General features: G+C 59.1%; 13 protein-coding genes. 11 read left to right on the top strand and 2 right to left on the bottom strand.

The window, feature by feature from the left end; genetic code table 11:
* Window positions 1-78 precede the first annotated feature (78 nt).
* The 3 genes from CJU81_RS09665 to CJU81_RS09650 all read left to right on the top strand — a co-directional run bounded on the left by CJU81_RS09665 (window position 79) and on the right by CJU81_RS09650 (window position 4165).
* Window positions 79-684, top strand: a complete 606-nt coding sequence (locus CJU81_RS09665; protein ID WP_095036402.1) for a hypothetical protein — start codon at window positions 79-81, stop codon at window positions 682-684.
* A 94-nt stretch (window positions 685-778) separates the two neighbouring features.
* The gene (locus CJU81_RS09660; RefSeq protein WP_095036401.1) at window positions 779-1207 is read left to right on the top strand and encodes a DUF4304 domain-containing protein; all 429 of its coding nucleotides are present in this window, start codon (window positions 779-781) and stop codon (window positions 1205-1207) included.
* Window positions 1208-2047: 840 nt separating this feature from the next.
* Window positions 2048-4165 (top strand): TonB-dependent receptor family protein, encoded by a 2118-nt coding sequence (locus CJU81_RS09650; RefSeq protein WP_095036400.1) that lies wholly within the window; start codon window positions 2048-2050, stop codon window positions 4163-4165.
* Here CJU81_RS09650 and CJU81_RS09645 read toward each other — a convergent pair.
* Complete coding sequence (locus CJU81_RS09645; RefSeq protein ID WP_095036399.1) at window positions 4162-5244, bottom strand: AI-2E family transporter; 1083 nt, start codon at window positions 5242-5244, stop codon at window positions 4162-4164. The two genes, CJU81_RS09650 and CJU81_RS09645, sit on opposite strands and share 4 nt — an antisense overlap.
* Before the next feature lie 146 nt (window positions 5245-5390).
* On the opposite strand from CJU81_RS09645, the gene CJU81_RS09640 reads away from it, so the two are divergent.
* From CJU81_RS09640 to trhP, 8 genes are all read left to right on the top strand, one after another.
* A complete protein-coding gene (locus CJU81_RS09640; protein ID WP_095036398.1) occupies window positions 5391-6686 on the top strand; it encodes an OprD family porin in 1296 nt (431 codons plus the stop codon).
* Between the two features lie 247 nt (window positions 6687-6933).
* Window positions 6934-7761, top strand: coding sequence for an NAD-dependent epimerase/dehydratase family protein (locus CJU81_RS09635; protein ID WP_095036397.1), 828 nt, complete (start codon window positions 6934-6936; stop codon window positions 7759-7761).
* Between the two features lie 45 nt (window positions 7762-7806).
* Window positions 7807-8694: a glucurono-1,5-lactonase gene (locus tag CJU81_RS09630; RefSeq protein WP_095036396.1), complete on the top strand. Its 888-nt coding sequence runs from the start codon at window positions 7807-7809 to the stop codon at window positions 8692-8694.
* Between the two features lie 49 nt (window positions 8695-8743).
* Window positions 8744-9727 (top strand): TRAP transporter substrate-binding protein, encoded by a 984-nt coding sequence (locus CJU81_RS09625; protein WP_095036395.1) that lies wholly within the window; start codon window positions 8744-8746, stop codon window positions 9725-9727.
* A 61-nt stretch (window positions 9728-9788) separates the two neighbouring features.
* On the top strand, window positions 9789-10316 hold the full coding sequence (locus CJU81_RS09620) for a TRAP transporter small permease (protein WP_095036394.1): 528 nt from the start codon (window positions 9789-9791) through the stop codon (window positions 10314-10316).
* Window positions 10317-11597: a TRAP transporter large permease gene (locus tag CJU81_RS09615; RefSeq protein ID WP_016780181.1), complete on the top strand. Its 1281-nt coding sequence runs from the start codon at window positions 10317-10319 to the stop codon at window positions 11595-11597.
* 129 nt (window positions 11598-11726) lie between these two features.
* Window positions 11727-12680, top strand: a complete 954-nt coding sequence (locus CJU81_RS09610; protein WP_095036393.1) for an EamA family transporter — start codon at window positions 11727-11729, stop codon at window positions 12678-12680.
* Between the two features lie 51 nt (window positions 12681-12731).
* On the top strand, window positions 12732-14072 hold the full coding sequence (gene trhP / locus CJU81_RS09605) for a prephenate-dependent tRNA uridine(34) hydroxylase TrhP (protein ID WP_095036392.1): 1341 nt from the start codon (window positions 12732-12734) through the stop codon (window positions 14070-14072).
* A 109-nt stretch (window positions 14073-14181) separates the two neighbouring features.
* Here the strand turns inward: trhP and CJU81_RS09600 are convergent, their stop codons facing one another.
* Window positions 14182-14910: a dienelactone hydrolase family protein gene (locus CJU81_RS09600; RefSeq protein WP_095036391.1), complete on the bottom strand. Its 729-nt coding sequence runs from the start codon at window positions 14908-14910 to the stop codon at window positions 14182-14184.
* Window positions 14911-14921 lie beyond the last annotated feature (11 nt).

Here is a 14921-nt window from a genome sequence, read left to right as displayed (position 1 = left end):
GTACCCGAAACCCCGTGAAGGCCTGGCCTTTGCGGGGTTTTTTGTTGGATTTGTAGCCGCAAATGGAGTTGCCTCCCCATGAAGAAATACTTCCTCTACCCGCTCATGGCGTTGCTCTCAGGATGCAGCACGGGGCCCTATCTGTATCCGGAATCCGCACCGGGTAAAAACGCCGTGCTTGATCGCACCTGCCCTGGTCCGAAAGCAGCAATGAGCTTTGCCCCCCTCTCGGAAGAACTCAATTGGGTGCATGTACTGGTCTATGTAGCGCCGCCGGGCACATCGAGCTGGCCGGGTAACCTGCGCTCAGTTGATACCGAGCTTCGCCTGTTTGGCCGACTCTACATACCTCCACGCTTGCGCAACCTGAACACCCCGGATCAACGCCGAGCAGCCTACAAACAAACCGACCCGCCTCTGTGGGTGAGTGCCGCCTCCCCCATGGTGAGCGTAAGGCTGGCGACGGGTGAAACCTATCAAGTCAGTATCGATCAATTGGGAACCGGCTTTGACCCTCAGGAACAAACCAGCAGCAGCCGTAAGGGAACGCCACTGGGCAAGGGTGATATGGATGACTTCACACTCACCTTCCCGGATATCTACGTGAATGGTGAAAAAGTGCCCATGGCACCCATCCACTTTAAAAAACGTGAAGAACGCTATGCGCCAGTTTTCAACTGCTGAGTAAAAACCTGCCACACCCGAACAACGGTGATGCTGTTCGACCGGCACCTGCGCCTGTCTTACCGAATAACTGCCTGCTAAATGGAGTCATGCCATGGAACGCGAGAAAATTGATGCAGCATTAAAAGAACATGTCGTCCCGGTACTTCGCAGCATGGGGTTTAAGGGATCTTTTCCTCACTTTCGCCGTAACACGGGACAGCAAATTGACCTGCTAACGTTTCAGTTTGATAAACATGGAGGAGGTTTTGTTATTGAAGTAGCTGTCAGTCCGACTGAGGGAGTCACCCTGCATTGGGGCGAGCAGATCCCCGCAGCAAAAGTGGTCGCCACGCACCTGCATCCCACTAAACGCATTCGGTTGGGCGCGGCCATGGAAGGAGACCACTGGTTCAGATATGACAATAAAGGCACCCGCACTACCCGATTCGAAGATACGGCCCGGGAGGTACTGCCTTACCTGAGCGCTGAAGCGACTGACCATTGGGCCAAAGGCCCTCTCTGTGACAACTCAACCTCGTAAGCCCCTTCGACCCGGGATGAGTTTTTCAGACATGACTTGCGGTGATAAACAGGGGAACGCCTTATGGGGGAATTCGGCGTCTGGAAAACTGATCTGCCGTTAGGGCGAAACCGATATTCCCGTTAAACGCGAATGCCGGATGTGTACCCAACGCATCGGTTAAACAAGCGATATCAAGCAGCCCCCTGTAGCCGCTGACGAGGAACGAAGGCTGCGATCGGTTTGGTGCGCCACTGCGACGCAGCAGTCGTAAACCCTGAGAACCTGGTTTAACTGACACAACGCATTGTCTGATTTTGCGACGACTTCGTCGCCGAACGCAGCCTTCGTTCCTCGGCAGCTGCTACAGAGATTGCGCAGTACACGCGAACCGAACAGGCCGGTCGGTCGGCCGCCTCGGCGGGCATTGCTTTTGATCTGCCAGCCCTCCCGGGAGGCCGAGAGGAGGTTCTGCGCAGTGGGTCGACCGGCATGGATGCCGGGAGAGCCGCGATGGGCCATGGATGGCCCGTGGCGGCGTGCTCGCGGAGCAGAGCCGGAGCGAGGGAACCTGAGCGCAGCGAAGGCCGTACGATGGGGCGAGGACTTTTTGGTTCCTTTTTGGTCCTTCAAAAAGGGACTCGACGTAAGGTCGAAACCATAGTCTCAGTTAGACACAAATGCCGGATATGTACCCCACACATCAGTTAAACAAGCGATATCAAACAAGCCCGCCGGCAGTCAATAGCTTCGCGAGCAGGCTCGCTCCCACACATGGATTGCAGCCCATTACAGTTGCGAGTGATTACGGGCTTGTATAGGCTGGCGCGCCGCCCGCCTATCGACCTGGAAGCTCCATTAATGCGCCCTGCTCTTTCTTCACTTTTACCCTTGGCGCTAATCTGTGCCGCCCCCGCCTACGGCAGCGCCCTGGAGTTAACCGAGGTACAGGTGCGCAGCGAAGAAAGCAGCGAACTTCAAGCCGCCCAAAACGCGCTCAATGAAGTGCCCGGCGCCAGCAACCTGATCGACATGACCCGGGTCGAAAATGGCCGCACTGCCAGCAATGCCGATGTACTGGCCTACCAGCCGGGGGTCTACGCGCAATCAGCGGGCAATGACGGGGCCAAGGTCTCGGTGCGCGGCTCGGGCATCAACCGCGCCCCCAGCGCCCACGGTTCGGGGCTGTATGTGATGTTCGACGGCCTCCCCCTGACCGGCCCCGGCGGCACCCCCTACGAACTGTTCGAGCCGCTATGGTTGAGCCGCGCCGAAGTACTGCGCGGCGCCAATGGCTTTGACACCGGCTCGCTGGCCCTGGGCGGCTCGATCAACTACGTCACCCACACCGGCTACGACGCAGCGCCGCTGCAGGTGCGCTACGAAACGGGCAGCTATGGCTATCAAAAACGCCAGATCAGTTCCGGGCAAGTCCTGGGGGATCTGGACTACTACGTCTCCCTGACCGACTCCGATACCGACGGCTATCAAAATCACACCGCCGGCAGCAGCAAAGGCATCGCAGCCAATGTCGGCTATCGCTTCAGCCCGCAACTGGAAACCCGCCTCTACCTGCGCTATCGCGAAACCGATAACCAGCTGGCCGGTCGCGTGACCAAAGACAACATCCAGCATCACCCCCGCGCAGCCAACCCGGCCTATGTGGCAGGCGACTACACCCGTCCGCAACCCGGCAGTACCTGGCTGGGCAACAAGACCACGATGTACCTGGATGACGATTCGCAGCTGGAAGTGGGCCTGGTCTATCACGACTACCCAATGGACCTGCGTGAAGGCCCGAACCGTCTAAAAGTGGCGTACACCGACGTCAGCGGCACGCTCAACTACAAGCGCCGCGACACCCTGTTCGGCCTTGAAAGCAAAACCACCGTGGGCCTGCGCAACACCAAGCACCTGCCCAACAGTGGCGCATCGGAATATGTGCGTATCCCTGTGGGCAACACTGCAGGTTATGCCCCGGGCACCAAGATTCGCGACTTCAGCTACCAGGGTTCCGATACCGTGCTGCACGCCAGCAATGATCTGGAACTGATCCCCGACCTGTGGCTGACCACCGGCATGGCGCTGATCTACACCCGCCGCGAGAGCGACGTGAGCTACCCCGAAAGCGGTGGCAAGGTCAGCCAGCATGACTGGGACTACGCCCCCCGTATCGGCCTGCGTTATGAGTTCAACCCGAGCCTGCAGGTGTACGGCAACCTGAGCCGTTCGGTCGAGCCGCCGCACCCGTGGTCGATGATCTGGGGCTCGCCGTTTACCTTCCCGGTGAACAGTGGCCCGGCCACCGGCCGCCAGAGCACCCCGGTATCACTGGACAATCAAACCGCCACCACCCTGGAGCTGGGCACCCGGGGCGATTCGTGGATCGGCCAATGGGACCTGGCCTGGTATTACTCCGCGGTGCGCCATGAACTGCTGAGCGTCGAGACCCAGGCCGCCACCCTGACCCAAAGCCCGATTGTCGGTGAGTCCAACGCCAGCCCCACCGTGCACCAGGGCATCGAAGCCGGGCTCAACAGCCTGCTGTGGGAAAAACAAGCAGTGGGCAAGGTGTCCCTACGTCAGGCCTACACTTTCAGTGACTTCCATTACCGTGACGATGAGCGCTTTGGCGACAACAAGTTGCCTGGGATCCCGCAACACTACTACCAGGCCGAAGTACGCTATGACCACCCGCAGGGCTTCTATGCCGGGGTGAACACGCAGGTTGCCTCACGTATGGCGGTGGATTATGCCAACTCGTATTACACCTCATCCTATATGCTTTGGGGCGCAACCCTGGGCTACAACGCCCCCAAGCAGGACTGGCAAGCCTGGCTCGACCTGCGCAACCTGAGCGGTGAGCGCTATGCCGCCACGGTCACGCCCGGCTACGACGACAAAGGGCTGGACGCCGCGCGCTCAACACCGGGTGAAGGCCGTGGCGCTTATGTAGGGGTTTCCTACAGTTTCCGTTAATCGCCTGACGGGATATCGGCAGGCAAACGCACCTTGCGCCGGGTGCCACTGAACAAGCCCCAGCTGGACAGGAACAGGGCGGCGATCAACGGCCCGATCACAAAGCCGTTGAGGCCGAAAATCGCCATGCCGCCCAAGGTCGAAATCAAAATCAGGAAGTCCGGCATTTTCGTGTCCTTGCCCACCAGGATGGGGCGCAGCACGTTGTCCACCATGCCGATCACAAAGACCCCGTACAGCGCCAGCACTACCCCCTGCCAGAGCGAACCGGTCACCACGAAGTAAACCGCCACTGGCGCCCAGACGATGCCGGCACCCACAGCGGGCAGCAGCGACAGAAACATCATCAGCACCGCCCAGAACAGTGCACTGTGGATACCCAACACCCAGAAAATCACCCCGCCCAATGCCCCCTGGGTAATGGCCACTGCCAGGTTGCCCTTGACCGACGCCCGCACCACACGACGCAACTTGAGCTGCAACAGTCGTTTTTGCTGTTCGGCCAGCGGTACCGCGTTGCGGATGGTGCGCACCATCTGCTGGCCATCTCGGATAAAGAAGTACAGCAGATACAGCATGATGAAAAAGCTCACCACCAGATCAAAGGTGCTCTGACCGAAGCTGAAGACCTGGGTGGCAAAAAACTGGCTGCCTTCGAGGGCGCCCTTGGATATTTTCTCACTCAGCCCGTCGATGTTGCCCATACCGAAACGGTCAAGCCAGTCCTGCGCGGTGGCCGGCAGGATGTCCTTGAACTGCATGACATAGCTGGCGACGTTGATCCTGCCGCTTTCAACATCCTTGTAAAGCGTTGCCACTTCCTGCACCAGCAAGGTGGTGGTGATGATCACCGGAATGATCGCAATCACCGTACAGGCCCCCAGCGTGGCAAAGGTTGCCAGGTTGCGTCGCCCCTTGAGTTTGAGGAGCAGCTTGCGTTGCAGGGGTGCAAACAGGATTCCCAGAGCCACAGCCCAGAAAATCGCGCCATAAAACGGCAACAGGATCCAGATAAACGCGATGGTGACCAAGGCCAGCAACAGGAGCAGGGTTTTACGTTGCAGACTTGTTTCGTTCATGAGCCATCCATGTCAGTAAGGCGTGTAGGAATCTAGTGGTCGCAGTGTAGCCGCTGGCATTGACAACTCTCTAGACACTCTGTAAATAATCTGCGTAGTTGTACGACAACAGATAACAAAAATAATAATATTCAGGAGCTCTACGGATGATCACACCTACCTGCGCCCCCGCCCTTTTCACACGCTCAAAAACCGCACATGGCACTCGCTCGCTGATGTTGCTCGGGCTAGGCAGCATGGGCCTGGCCTTGCCGTTGACGGGCCTGGCCGAAGGTTTCGTCGACGACACCAAAGCCACGCTGACCCTGCGCAACGCCTATATCAACCGCAACTACACCAATCCTGACTACCCGCAGAGCAAGGCCGAAGAGTGGACGCAAAACTTCATTCTCGACGTCAAGTCCGGTTTTACCCAGGGTACTGTCGGTTTCGGCGTTGATGTACTGGGGCTTTACTCGCAAAAACTCGACGGTGGTAAAGGCACGGCAGGCACCCAACTGTTGCCGACCCACAGCGATGGCGAACCGGCTGACAACTTTGGTCGCCTGGGTGTCGCGGCCAAGGCCAAAATCTCCAATACGGAGCTTAAAATCGGTGAATGGATGCCGGTGCTGCCGATCCTGCGCTCGGACGATGGCCGTTCCCTGCCACAAACGTTCCGTGGTGGTCAGATCACTTCAAAAGAAATCGCCGGGCTGAACCTCTACGGCGGCCAGTTCCGCGCCAACAGTCCACGCAACGACGCGAGCATGGAAGACATGTCGCTCAACGGCAAAGGCGCATTTACCTCTGACCGCTTCAACTTTGCCGGCGGTGATTACAGCTTCAATGAAAAACGCACCCAGGTCGGCCTGTGGTATGCCCAGTTGGAGGACATCTATCAGCAGCAATTTTTAAACGTGCTGCACAGCCAGCCGGTTGGCGATGTGACGCTGGGCGCCAACCTCGGTTATTTCTGGGGCAAGGACGACGGCAGCAAACTGGCGGGTGATCTGGACAACAGAACCGCCTACGCCCTGCTGTCGGCCAAATTCAAGGGCAACACTCTGTATGTGGGCTTGCAGAAAATCAGTGGCGACGACGGCTGGTTCAAGGTCAACGGCACCAGCGGCGGCACCCTGGCCAACGACAGCTACAACTCCAGCTACGACCTGGCCAAGGAACGTTCCTGGCAAGTGCGTCACGATCTGGACTTTGCGGTACTCGGCGTACCCGGCCTGACCATGATGAACCGCTATATCAGCGGCGATAATATCCACACCGGGACCATCACCGACGGCAAGGAATGGGGGCGTGAATCGGAGCTGGCTTACACCGTGCAGGCCGGCACATTCAAGGACCTGAACGTGCGCTGGCGTAACGCGAGTATCCGTCGCGACTACAGCACCCACGAATTCGACGAAAACCGCATTTTTATCAGCTATCCGTTGTCGTTGTTGTAGAGCACGCCAGCACCATCGGGGTGAGCTTGCGACCCTCACCCCAACCCTCTCCCAAAGGGAGAGGGGGCTGATTTGTGGTGTTACGCACAATTGCTTTTGCCTTTAGTCCCCTCTCCCTCCGGGAGAGCGCTAGGGTGAGGGGCTTTGGCTTCACAAACTTGTGCATTGACAACCACCACAATGACTGTGAATAATCCAAGCCAAGTCATACGACAACTGACAATAACAAAAATTACAGGGACTTTTGATGACAACCACTGACACTGTCCAAACCCCCTTCAATCGCCTTCTTCTCACCGGTGCCGCTGGCGGTCTGGGGAAGGTGCTACGCGAAACCCTCAAGCCTTACGCCAGGGTGCTGCGACTCTCTGATATTGCCCCAATGGCCCCGGCGGCTGACAGCCGCGAGGAAGTGTTCACCTGCGACCTTGCCGACAAACAGGCCGTCCACCAATTGGTTGAAGGGGTAGACGCCATCCTGCACTTTGGCGGTGTCTCGGTGGAGCGCCCGTTCGAAGAGATCCTCGGGCCTAATATCAGCGGCATTTTCCATATCTACGAAGCGGCACGCCGGCATGGCGTCAAACGGGTAATTTTCGCCAGTTCCAACCATGTCATCGGGTTCTACAAACAGGACCAGACCCTGGATGCCCACTCCCCGCGCCGACCTGACAGTTACTACGGGCTGTCCAAGTCTTATGGCGAAGACATGGCCACCTTCTACTTCGATCGCTATGGCATCGAAACCGTCAGCATCCGCATCGGCTCCTCGTTCCCCGAGCCGCAAAACCGCCGGATGATGAGCACCTGGCTGAGCTTTGCCGACCTCACGCAATTGCTCGAACGCTCGCTGTACACGCCCAATGTGGGTCACACCGTGGTCTATGGCGCCTCCAACAACCTCAATGTGTGGTGGGACAACCGCTATGCCGCCCACTTGGGTTTCGAACCCAGGGACACCTCTGAAGTCTTTCGCGCCAAGATCGAAGCCCAGCCGATGCCTGCAGCCAATGACCCGAGCATGATTTATCAGGGGGGTGCGTTTGTCGCTGCCGGCCCGTTTGGCGACGAATAAACCCGCGCTTCCCACAAGAACAAGATCGACAGAGGTCAAGGCATCATGACAGCTGAACTGATTCTCGATGCACGCAACGCCACCGGCGAAAGCCCGGTCTGGAGCACCACGCAACAGGCACTCTACTGGGTGGATATCCCGGCAAAACGCCTGCATCGCTGGAGCCCCGCCGATGGTAAAGAGCAAAGTTGGCAAGCCTCGCAAATGCTCGCATGCATCGCTCAGACAGGTAATGGCAGTTGGATCGCCGCGATGGAAAACGGTCTGTTCGCCATCACCCCCCACGCCGATGGCAGCCTCGACAGTCGTTTGCTGGCCAGCGTGGCCCACGCCCTGCCAGGCATGCGTTTCAACGATGGCCGCTGCGACCGCCAGGGCCGCTTCTGGGCAGGCACCATGGTGATGAACATGGCCGCCGGCGCCCCCGTGGGCGCCATGTATCGCTACAACGCAGGCCAGGCTGAACCGCTCACGGCGCAACTGCAAGGCTTTATCGTGCCCAACGGCCTGGCCTTCAGCCCCGATGGCAACACCCTGTACCTCTCGGACTCGCACCCGGATGTGCAAAAAATATGGGCTTTTGACTACGACACCGACACCGGCACCCCACACAACCGCCGCCTGTTCGTGGACATGAGCAAGCACCCGGGTCGCCCCGATGGTGCCGCCGTGGATGCCGAGGGCTGCTACTGGATCTGCGGCAACGATGCGGGGCTGATCCACCGCTTCACCCCCGAAGGCAAGCTCGACCGCTCGCTGGCAGTGCCCGTGAAAAAACCGGCGATGTGCGCCTTTGGCGGCGCCGGTCTGGACACCCTGTTCGTAACCTCGATTCGCCCCGCCGGGGATCTGGCCGACCAGCCCCTGGCCGGGGGCGTGTTCGCCCTCAGGCCCGGGGTCAAGGGCCTGCCGGAGCCGCTCTGGAATAACTGACAATTGATCCAACACCTTGAAATAACAAAAACAATATTTGGAGTGACCCATGGATTTCAAACGCACCCTGCTGATTGCTGCACTCCCTCTGGCCTTCTGCCTCTCAGGCGTGGCCCAGGCCGAAATCAAGATCAAGTTCGCCGAGGTTCACCCCACAGGCTATCCGCCGGTAGTCGCTGAACAGGACATGGGCAAAAAACTTCAGGAACAAAGCAACGGCGATATTTCCTTCAAGATGTTTGCCGGTGGCGTATTGGGCTCCGAGAAAGAAGTGGTCGAGCAATTGCAGTCCGGCGCTGTGCAGATGACCCGGGTCAGCCTCGGCATCCTCGGCCCGGTGGTGCCGGAAACCAATGCATTCAACTTGCCGTTCGTGTTCCGCGACCAGGCCCATATGCGCAAGATCATCGACGGTGAAATCGGCCAGGAGATGCTCGACAAGATCAGCAATTCCGACTTCAACATGGTCGCCCTGGCCTGGATGGATGGCGGCACGCGCAACCTGTACACGAAAAAACCGGTACGTGAGATGGCCGACCTCAAAGGCATGAAAATCCGCGTACAAGGCAACCCAGTGTTTATCGACACCATCAACGACATGGGTGGCAACGGCATCGCCATGGCCACCGGCGAGATTTTCAGCGCCCTGCAGACCGGCGTGATCGATGGTGCAGAGAATAACCCGCCAACCTTCCTTGAACACAACCACTACCAGAACGCCAAGTACTTCACCTGGACCGACCACCTGATCCTCCCCGAGCCCATCGTGATCGCCAAGACCACCTGGGCCAAGCTCAGCCCGGATCAGCAAGCCCTGGTGCAAAAACTGGCCCGTGAAGCGCAGATGGAAGAACGGGTGATCTGGGACAAGAAATCCGCCGAGAGCGAAACCAAGCTCAAGGCCGCAGGCGTGGAATTCATCACCCTCACCCCGGAGCAGAAAAAAGCCTTCTACGACGCCACCCAGCCGGTTCGCGACAAGTACGGTGCCAACTACAAAGACCTGATCTCGCGCATCGAAGCCGTCCAATAAGCCAGTCCGACAACGCCGCCGCAACGGGCGCAAGCCCGTTTGCCGCGTAGTGGTGAGCCCCATGAAAAATACCGTACTGCGCTTTAATGACTTGCTGTACAGGGCCTGCATCGGGATCGCCGGTTTGTCGGTGCTGACCATGACCCTGATCATCCCCTGGGGCATTTTTGCCCGCTACGTGCTGGGCAGCGGCTCAAGCTGGCCCGAGCCCACGGCCATCCTGCTGATGGTGGTGTTTACCTTCTTTGGCGCAGCCGCCAGTTACCGTGCCGGTGCCCATATGGCCGTGGCGATGGCGGTCGAGCGCATGCCGGCCCATATCCGCAAACTGGCCGCAGTGCTGGTGCAAATCCTGATGGTCATCGTCTGCCTGTTTATGACGGTCAAGGGCTTCAAACTGTGCGCGACCACCTGGAACCAGTTTCTTGGCGAAATGCCGAGCTTGCGCGTAGGCATCTCCTATCTGCCAATCCCACTGGGCGGCATCGTGACCCTGATCTTCGTCCTGGAAAAACTCTTCCTGGGTGACCAAAGCCACCGCCGTGCCGTGCGGTTCGACATTGTAGAAGCCAGCGAAGAGGCCGTATAAATGGACGCTTTCGTACTGTTGGGCAGTTTTATCGCCCTGATCCTGCTCGGCATGCCGGTCGCCTACGCGCTGGGTCTGTCGGCACTGGTCGGCGCCTGGTGGATTGATATCCCGTTCGATGCACTGATGATTCAAGTGGCTGGCGGGGTTAACAAGTTCTCGCTGCTGGCGATCCCGTTTTTTGTCCTGGCCGGGGCGATCATGGCCGAAGGGGGCATGTCGCGCCGGCTGGTCGCCTTCGCTGGAGTGCTGGTGGGTTTTGTCCGCGGCGGTCTGTCGCTGGTCAATATCGTCGCCTCGACCTTCTTTGGCGCCATTTCCGGCTCCTCGGTGGCTGACACCGCGTCTGTCGGCTCGGTGCTGATTCCGGAAATGGAACGCGCCGGTTACCCGCGCGAGTTCTCCACGGCGGTCACTGTCAGCGGCTCGGTACAGGCTTTGCTCACGCCGCCCAGCCACAACTCGGTGCTGTACTCGCTGGCAGCGGGCGGCACGGTATCAATCGCTTCGCTGTTTATGGCCGGGATCATGCCGGGCCTGTTGCTCAGCGCCGTGATGATGGGCCTGTGCATGATCTTTGCGCGCAAGCGCAACTACCCCAAGGGCGAAGTCATCCCGCTGCGCCAGGCGCTGAAAATCGCCGGTGAAGCAATGTGGGGCCTGATGGCCATGGTCATCATCCTTGGCGGCATCCTCACTGGCGTCTTCACTGCAACCGAGTCGGCGGCGGTCGCGGTGGTGTGGTCGTTCTTCGTTACCATGTTCATTTATCGCGACTACAAGTGGCGCGACCTGCCCAAGCTGATGCATCGGGCGGTACGGACCATTTCCATCGTGATGATCCTGATCGGTTTTGCTGCCAGCTTCGGTTACATCCTGACGCTGATGGAAATCCCGATGAAGATCACCACCGCGTTCCTGACCCTGTCGGATAACCGCTACGTGATCCTGATGTGCATCAACGTCATGTTGCTGCTGCTGGGCACGGTGATGGACATGGCGCCGTTGATCCTGATCCTCACTCCGATCCTGTTGCCGGTGATTATCGGTATAGGCGTTGACCCGGTGCATTTTGGCATGATCATGCTGGTCAACCTGGGGATCGGCCTGATCACTCCGCCGGTGGGCGCGGTGCTGTTTGTCGGCGCTGCGGTGGGCAAGGTAACGATCGAGAACACGGTTAAAGCGCTGCTGCCGTTCTACCTGGCGCTGTTTATGGTGCTGATGCTGGTGACCTACGTGCCGGCCATCTCGTTGTGGCTGCCAAGCCTGGTGCTGTAACTCCCCCCGCGCAAACTCGTAGTCGCTGCCGCAGGCTGCGAGCTTTTAAGAGCTCGCAGCCTGCGGCAGCGACTACAGATTGTTCGCCGATACCATCGGTATTTTTCCAGCCAAGGAGGCTGGTTGCTTATGTCTGCTCCTGCGTTGTTCCCCCGCCATGTCGCAGTGTTGATTCTGGTACTGCTGGCCTGCGCATTCGCCGGCAACCACATCGCCGCGCGCATTGCCTTCGATCACGATACCGGCCTGCTACTGGCCATTTTGTGCCGCGCCGGGGTCACCCTTCTTGTGCTTACCGGCCTGGTGCTGTGGCAACGTGAACGGCCCCGCCTGACCCCCGCCAACTGGCGTTGGCAATTGCTGTTGGGATTGCTGATCGCAGCACAGAGCTTCTGCATTTATTCAGCCGTGGCCCGCATCCCCGTGGCCCTGGCATTGTTGATCGGCAATATGGCGCCGATCCTTCTGGTACTGCTGACCTGGGCCCTGGGCGGTGCGGCACCCACCCTGCGGGCGGCACTGCTGATGGGGGTGATCATGTGCGGCCTGGTGTTTGCCCTCGACGTGCCCGAACGGCTGTCCAGCCAGGCCTCCACCGAGGCACAGTGGCTCGAAGGCATCCTCTTCGGCTTTGCTGCCGCTTGCGTGTTTGCCTGTGCGCTGTGGATCACCGATCACAAGCTCTCAAGCCTGCGCGGCACGGTCCGCAGCATGCTGACCATGTTGATTGTGTTCAGTGCCGCAGCGCTGGCCGGGTTCAGCGGCGTGTTGCCGGGCGGGGTGGCGCTGCCCTCCTCGTCTACCGGCTGGACCGCCCTGGCCTGCCTGGTGGCGCTCTACGGGCTGGGCTTCTGCCTGTTGTTTATCTGCATGACGCGCCTGGACATGGCCCGCAATGCGCCGGTCATGAACGTCGAGCCAGTCGCCAGCCTGCTGTTTGGCTGGCTGATCCTGGATCAGTTGCTCAGCCGCGGGCAGATTATCGGCGGCCTGATCGTGGTTGCGGGCATCGTCATGCTGACGTGGCCAAGAAAGCGTGAAGCCTCAAGCCCCAAGCTGGCCGCTGCTGACCTGGATCAATAATCGTGCATCAAGGCTCGACTACCATCGCGCCTTTTTGCGAACGAACCGACTATGCGCCTTGCCCCGCCCGAACTTCTCGCCCCTGCCGGCACCCTGAAAAACATGCGTTACGCCTTTGCTTATGGCGCTGACGCGGTATACGCAGGTCAACCGCGCTACAGCTTGCGGGTGCGCAACAACGAATTCGACCACGCCAATCTGGCGATTGGCATAAAAGAAGCCCAGGCTCAGGGCAAGCGCTTCTACGTGGTGGTCAATATTGCCCCGCACAATGCCAAGTTGCGCACCTTCCTCAAGGACCTGGAACCTGTCATAGCCATGAACCCGGATGCGCTGATCATGTCCGACCCGGGCCTGATCATGCTGGTGCGCAAAAACTTCCCCCATGTGCCGATTCACTTGTCGGTGCAGGCCAATACCGTGAACTGGGCCAGTGTTGAATTCTGGCGCCAGCAAGGCCTGAGCCGAATCATCCTGTCGCGCGAGCTGTCGCTGGAAGAAATCGAAGAGATCCGTCAGCAAGTACCTGACATGGAGCTTGAGATTTTCGTCCATGGTGCATTGTGCATGGCCTACTCCGGACGCTGCCTGTTGTCGGGCTACATGAACAAGCGCGATGCCAACCAGGGCAGTTGCACCAATGCCTGCCGCTGGAAATACGACGCCAGACCGGGCACGGAAAACGAGCTGGGCAATATCGTCAACGTGGTCGAGCCGACCCTGGGCGTGGGCGCACCGACTGACGAAGTGTTTGTGCTGAACGAGGCCAACCGTGCCGACGAACCGATGACCGCGTTCGAGGACGAACACGGCACATACATCATGAACTCCAAGGATCTGCGCGCTGTGCAGCATGTGGGCCGGCTGGCGGAAATGGGCGTGCACTCGCTGAAGATCGAGGGCCGCACCAAGTCGCACTTTTACTGCGCTCGGGCCACTCAGGTATATCGCAAGGCAATCGATGATGCGGTGGCAGGCCGTGAATTCGACCGCAGCCTGATGACTGATCTGGAGTCCCTGGCCCAGCGCGGTTATACCGAAGGGTTCTTGCGCCGCCATGTACACGATGAATACCAGAACTACCTGCACGGCAGTTCGTTGTCGCACCGTCAGCAGTTTGTCGGGGAGTTGACCGGTGAGCGGCGCAACGGTCTGGCCGAGGTCAAAGTGAAAAACCGTTTTGCTCTGGGCGATCATCTGGAACTGATGACGCCCCACGGCAACTACCACTTTGACCTGGAGCGCTTGCTCAACAGCGCAGGTTTACCGACCCAGGTGGCACCCGGTGACGGGCATACGGTTTACTTGCCGATCCCCGAGCAGGTGGACCTGAAATATGCGCTGTTGATGCGGGATTTGACGGTGAGCGAAGTGATGGAACGCTCCGCGTAAACCTTTGGCCCTCACCCAAAGGGAGAGGGAGCCGATTGGTGGCGTTGCGCAGATGTGCTTTTAGTCCCCTCTCCCTCCGGGAGAGGGTTAGGGTGAGGGGCTTTGGCTTTTAATCGCGAAACACTTCATCCAGCAGATTATGCATGGCGGTAAACGCCCGACCCGCAGTTTTGGCGTCGTACATCATCTTGCCCGGCACGTTGGCATGGGGGTCGGTGAATGAATGCACTGCACCGCCGTAGCTGGTCAGTTGCCAGTCCACGCCTGCGGCATTCATCTCGGCCTCAAACGCCGGCAGCTGCTCGTTTGGCACCAAGGGATCAGACGCGCCATGCAGCACCAGTATCGAACCCTTGATGCTCTGGGCATCAATCGGATTCGGCGTATCCAGCGTGCCATGGAACGACACTGCCGCTTGTAGCGGTGCACCGCTGCGCGCCAGCTCCAGCGAACAGCAGCCGCCAAAACAGAAACCGAAAGTTGCCAGCTTGGTGCTGTCGACCTGGGCCAGCCCCTGATTTTTCAGCGCGTCATAAGCTGCCCACATGCGCTTGCGCAGCAAGGCCCGGTCATTTTTCAGCGGCATCATTGCCGCACCGGCCTGGTCAGCGTCGGAGGGACGAGTGCCCTGCCCGTACAAATCGGCGATCAATACCACATATCCCTGCTCTGCCACTGACTTGGCGATCTCTTCGGCACCTGCGCTGATGCCCATCCAGTTGGGCGCCATCAGCAACCCCGGCAACGGGTCTTCCCGGCTCGGGTCAAAGGCCAGACGACCTTCGTAAGGTTGGCCGTCGATTTGATAAGCCACAGAGCTGACCGAAATGGATTTCATCAAAAACTCCT

The organism is Pseudomonas fragi (assembly GCF_002269505.1).
In the GTDB taxonomy this organism is placed as follows: domain Bacteria; phylum Pseudomonadota; class Gammaproteobacteria; order Pseudomonadales; family Pseudomonadaceae; genus Aquipseudomonas; species Aquipseudomonas fragi_D.
This window is presented reverse-complemented; position numbering and strand designations above follow the sequence as displayed.

Excerpts from the sequence above, each read along its gene's own strand:
- CJU81_RS09645 (WP_095036399.1), bottom strand. The coding sequence starts at position 5,244 with ATGAACGAAACAAGTCTGCAACGTAAAACCCTGCTCCTGTTGCTGGCC.
- CJU81_RS09640 (WP_095036398.1), top strand. The coding sequence starts at position 5,391 with ATGATCACACCTACCTGCGCCCCCGCCCTTTTCACACGCTCAAAAACC.
- CJU81_RS09635 (WP_095036397.1), top strand. The coding sequence starts at position 6,934 with ATGACAACCACTGACACTGTCCAAACCCCCTTCAATCGCCTTCTTCTC.
- CJU81_RS09665 (WP_095036402.1), top strand. The coding sequence starts at position 79 with ATGAAGAAATACTTCCTCTACCCGCTCATGGCGTTGCTCTCAGGATGC.
- CJU81_RS09630 (WP_095036396.1), top strand. The coding sequence starts at position 7,807 with ATGACAGCTGAACTGATTCTCGATGCACGCAACGCCACCGGCGAAAGC.
- CJU81_RS09610 (WP_095036393.1), top strand. The coding sequence starts at position 11,727 with ATGTCTGCTCCTGCGTTGTTCCCCCGCCATGTCGCAGTGTTGATTCTG.
- CJU81_RS09620 (WP_095036394.1), top strand. The coding sequence starts at position 9,789 with ATGAAAAATACCGTACTGCGCTTTAATGACTTGCTGTACAGGGCCTGC.
- trhP (WP_095036392.1), top strand. The coding sequence starts at position 12,732 with ATGCGCCTTGCCCCGCCCGAACTTCTCGCCCCTGCCGGCACCCTGAAA.
- CJU81_RS09660 (WP_095036401.1), top strand. The coding sequence starts at position 779 with ATGGAACGCGAGAAAATTGATGCAGCATTAAAAGAACATGTCGTCCCG.
- CJU81_RS09615 (WP_016780181.1), top strand. The coding sequence starts at position 10,317 with ATGGACGCTTTCGTACTGTTGGGCAGTTTTATCGCCCTGATCCTGCTC.
- CJU81_RS09650 (WP_095036400.1), top strand. The coding sequence starts at position 2,048 with ATGCGCCCTGCTCTTTCTTCACTTTTACCCTTGGCGCTAATCTGTGCC.
- CJU81_RS09625 (WP_095036395.1), top strand. The coding sequence starts at position 8,744 with ATGGATTTCAAACGCACCCTGCTGATTGCTGCACTCCCTCTGGCCTTC.
- CJU81_RS09600 (WP_095036391.1), bottom strand. The coding sequence starts at position 14,910 with ATGAAATCCATTTCGGTCAGCTCTGTGGCTTATCAAATCGACGGCCAA.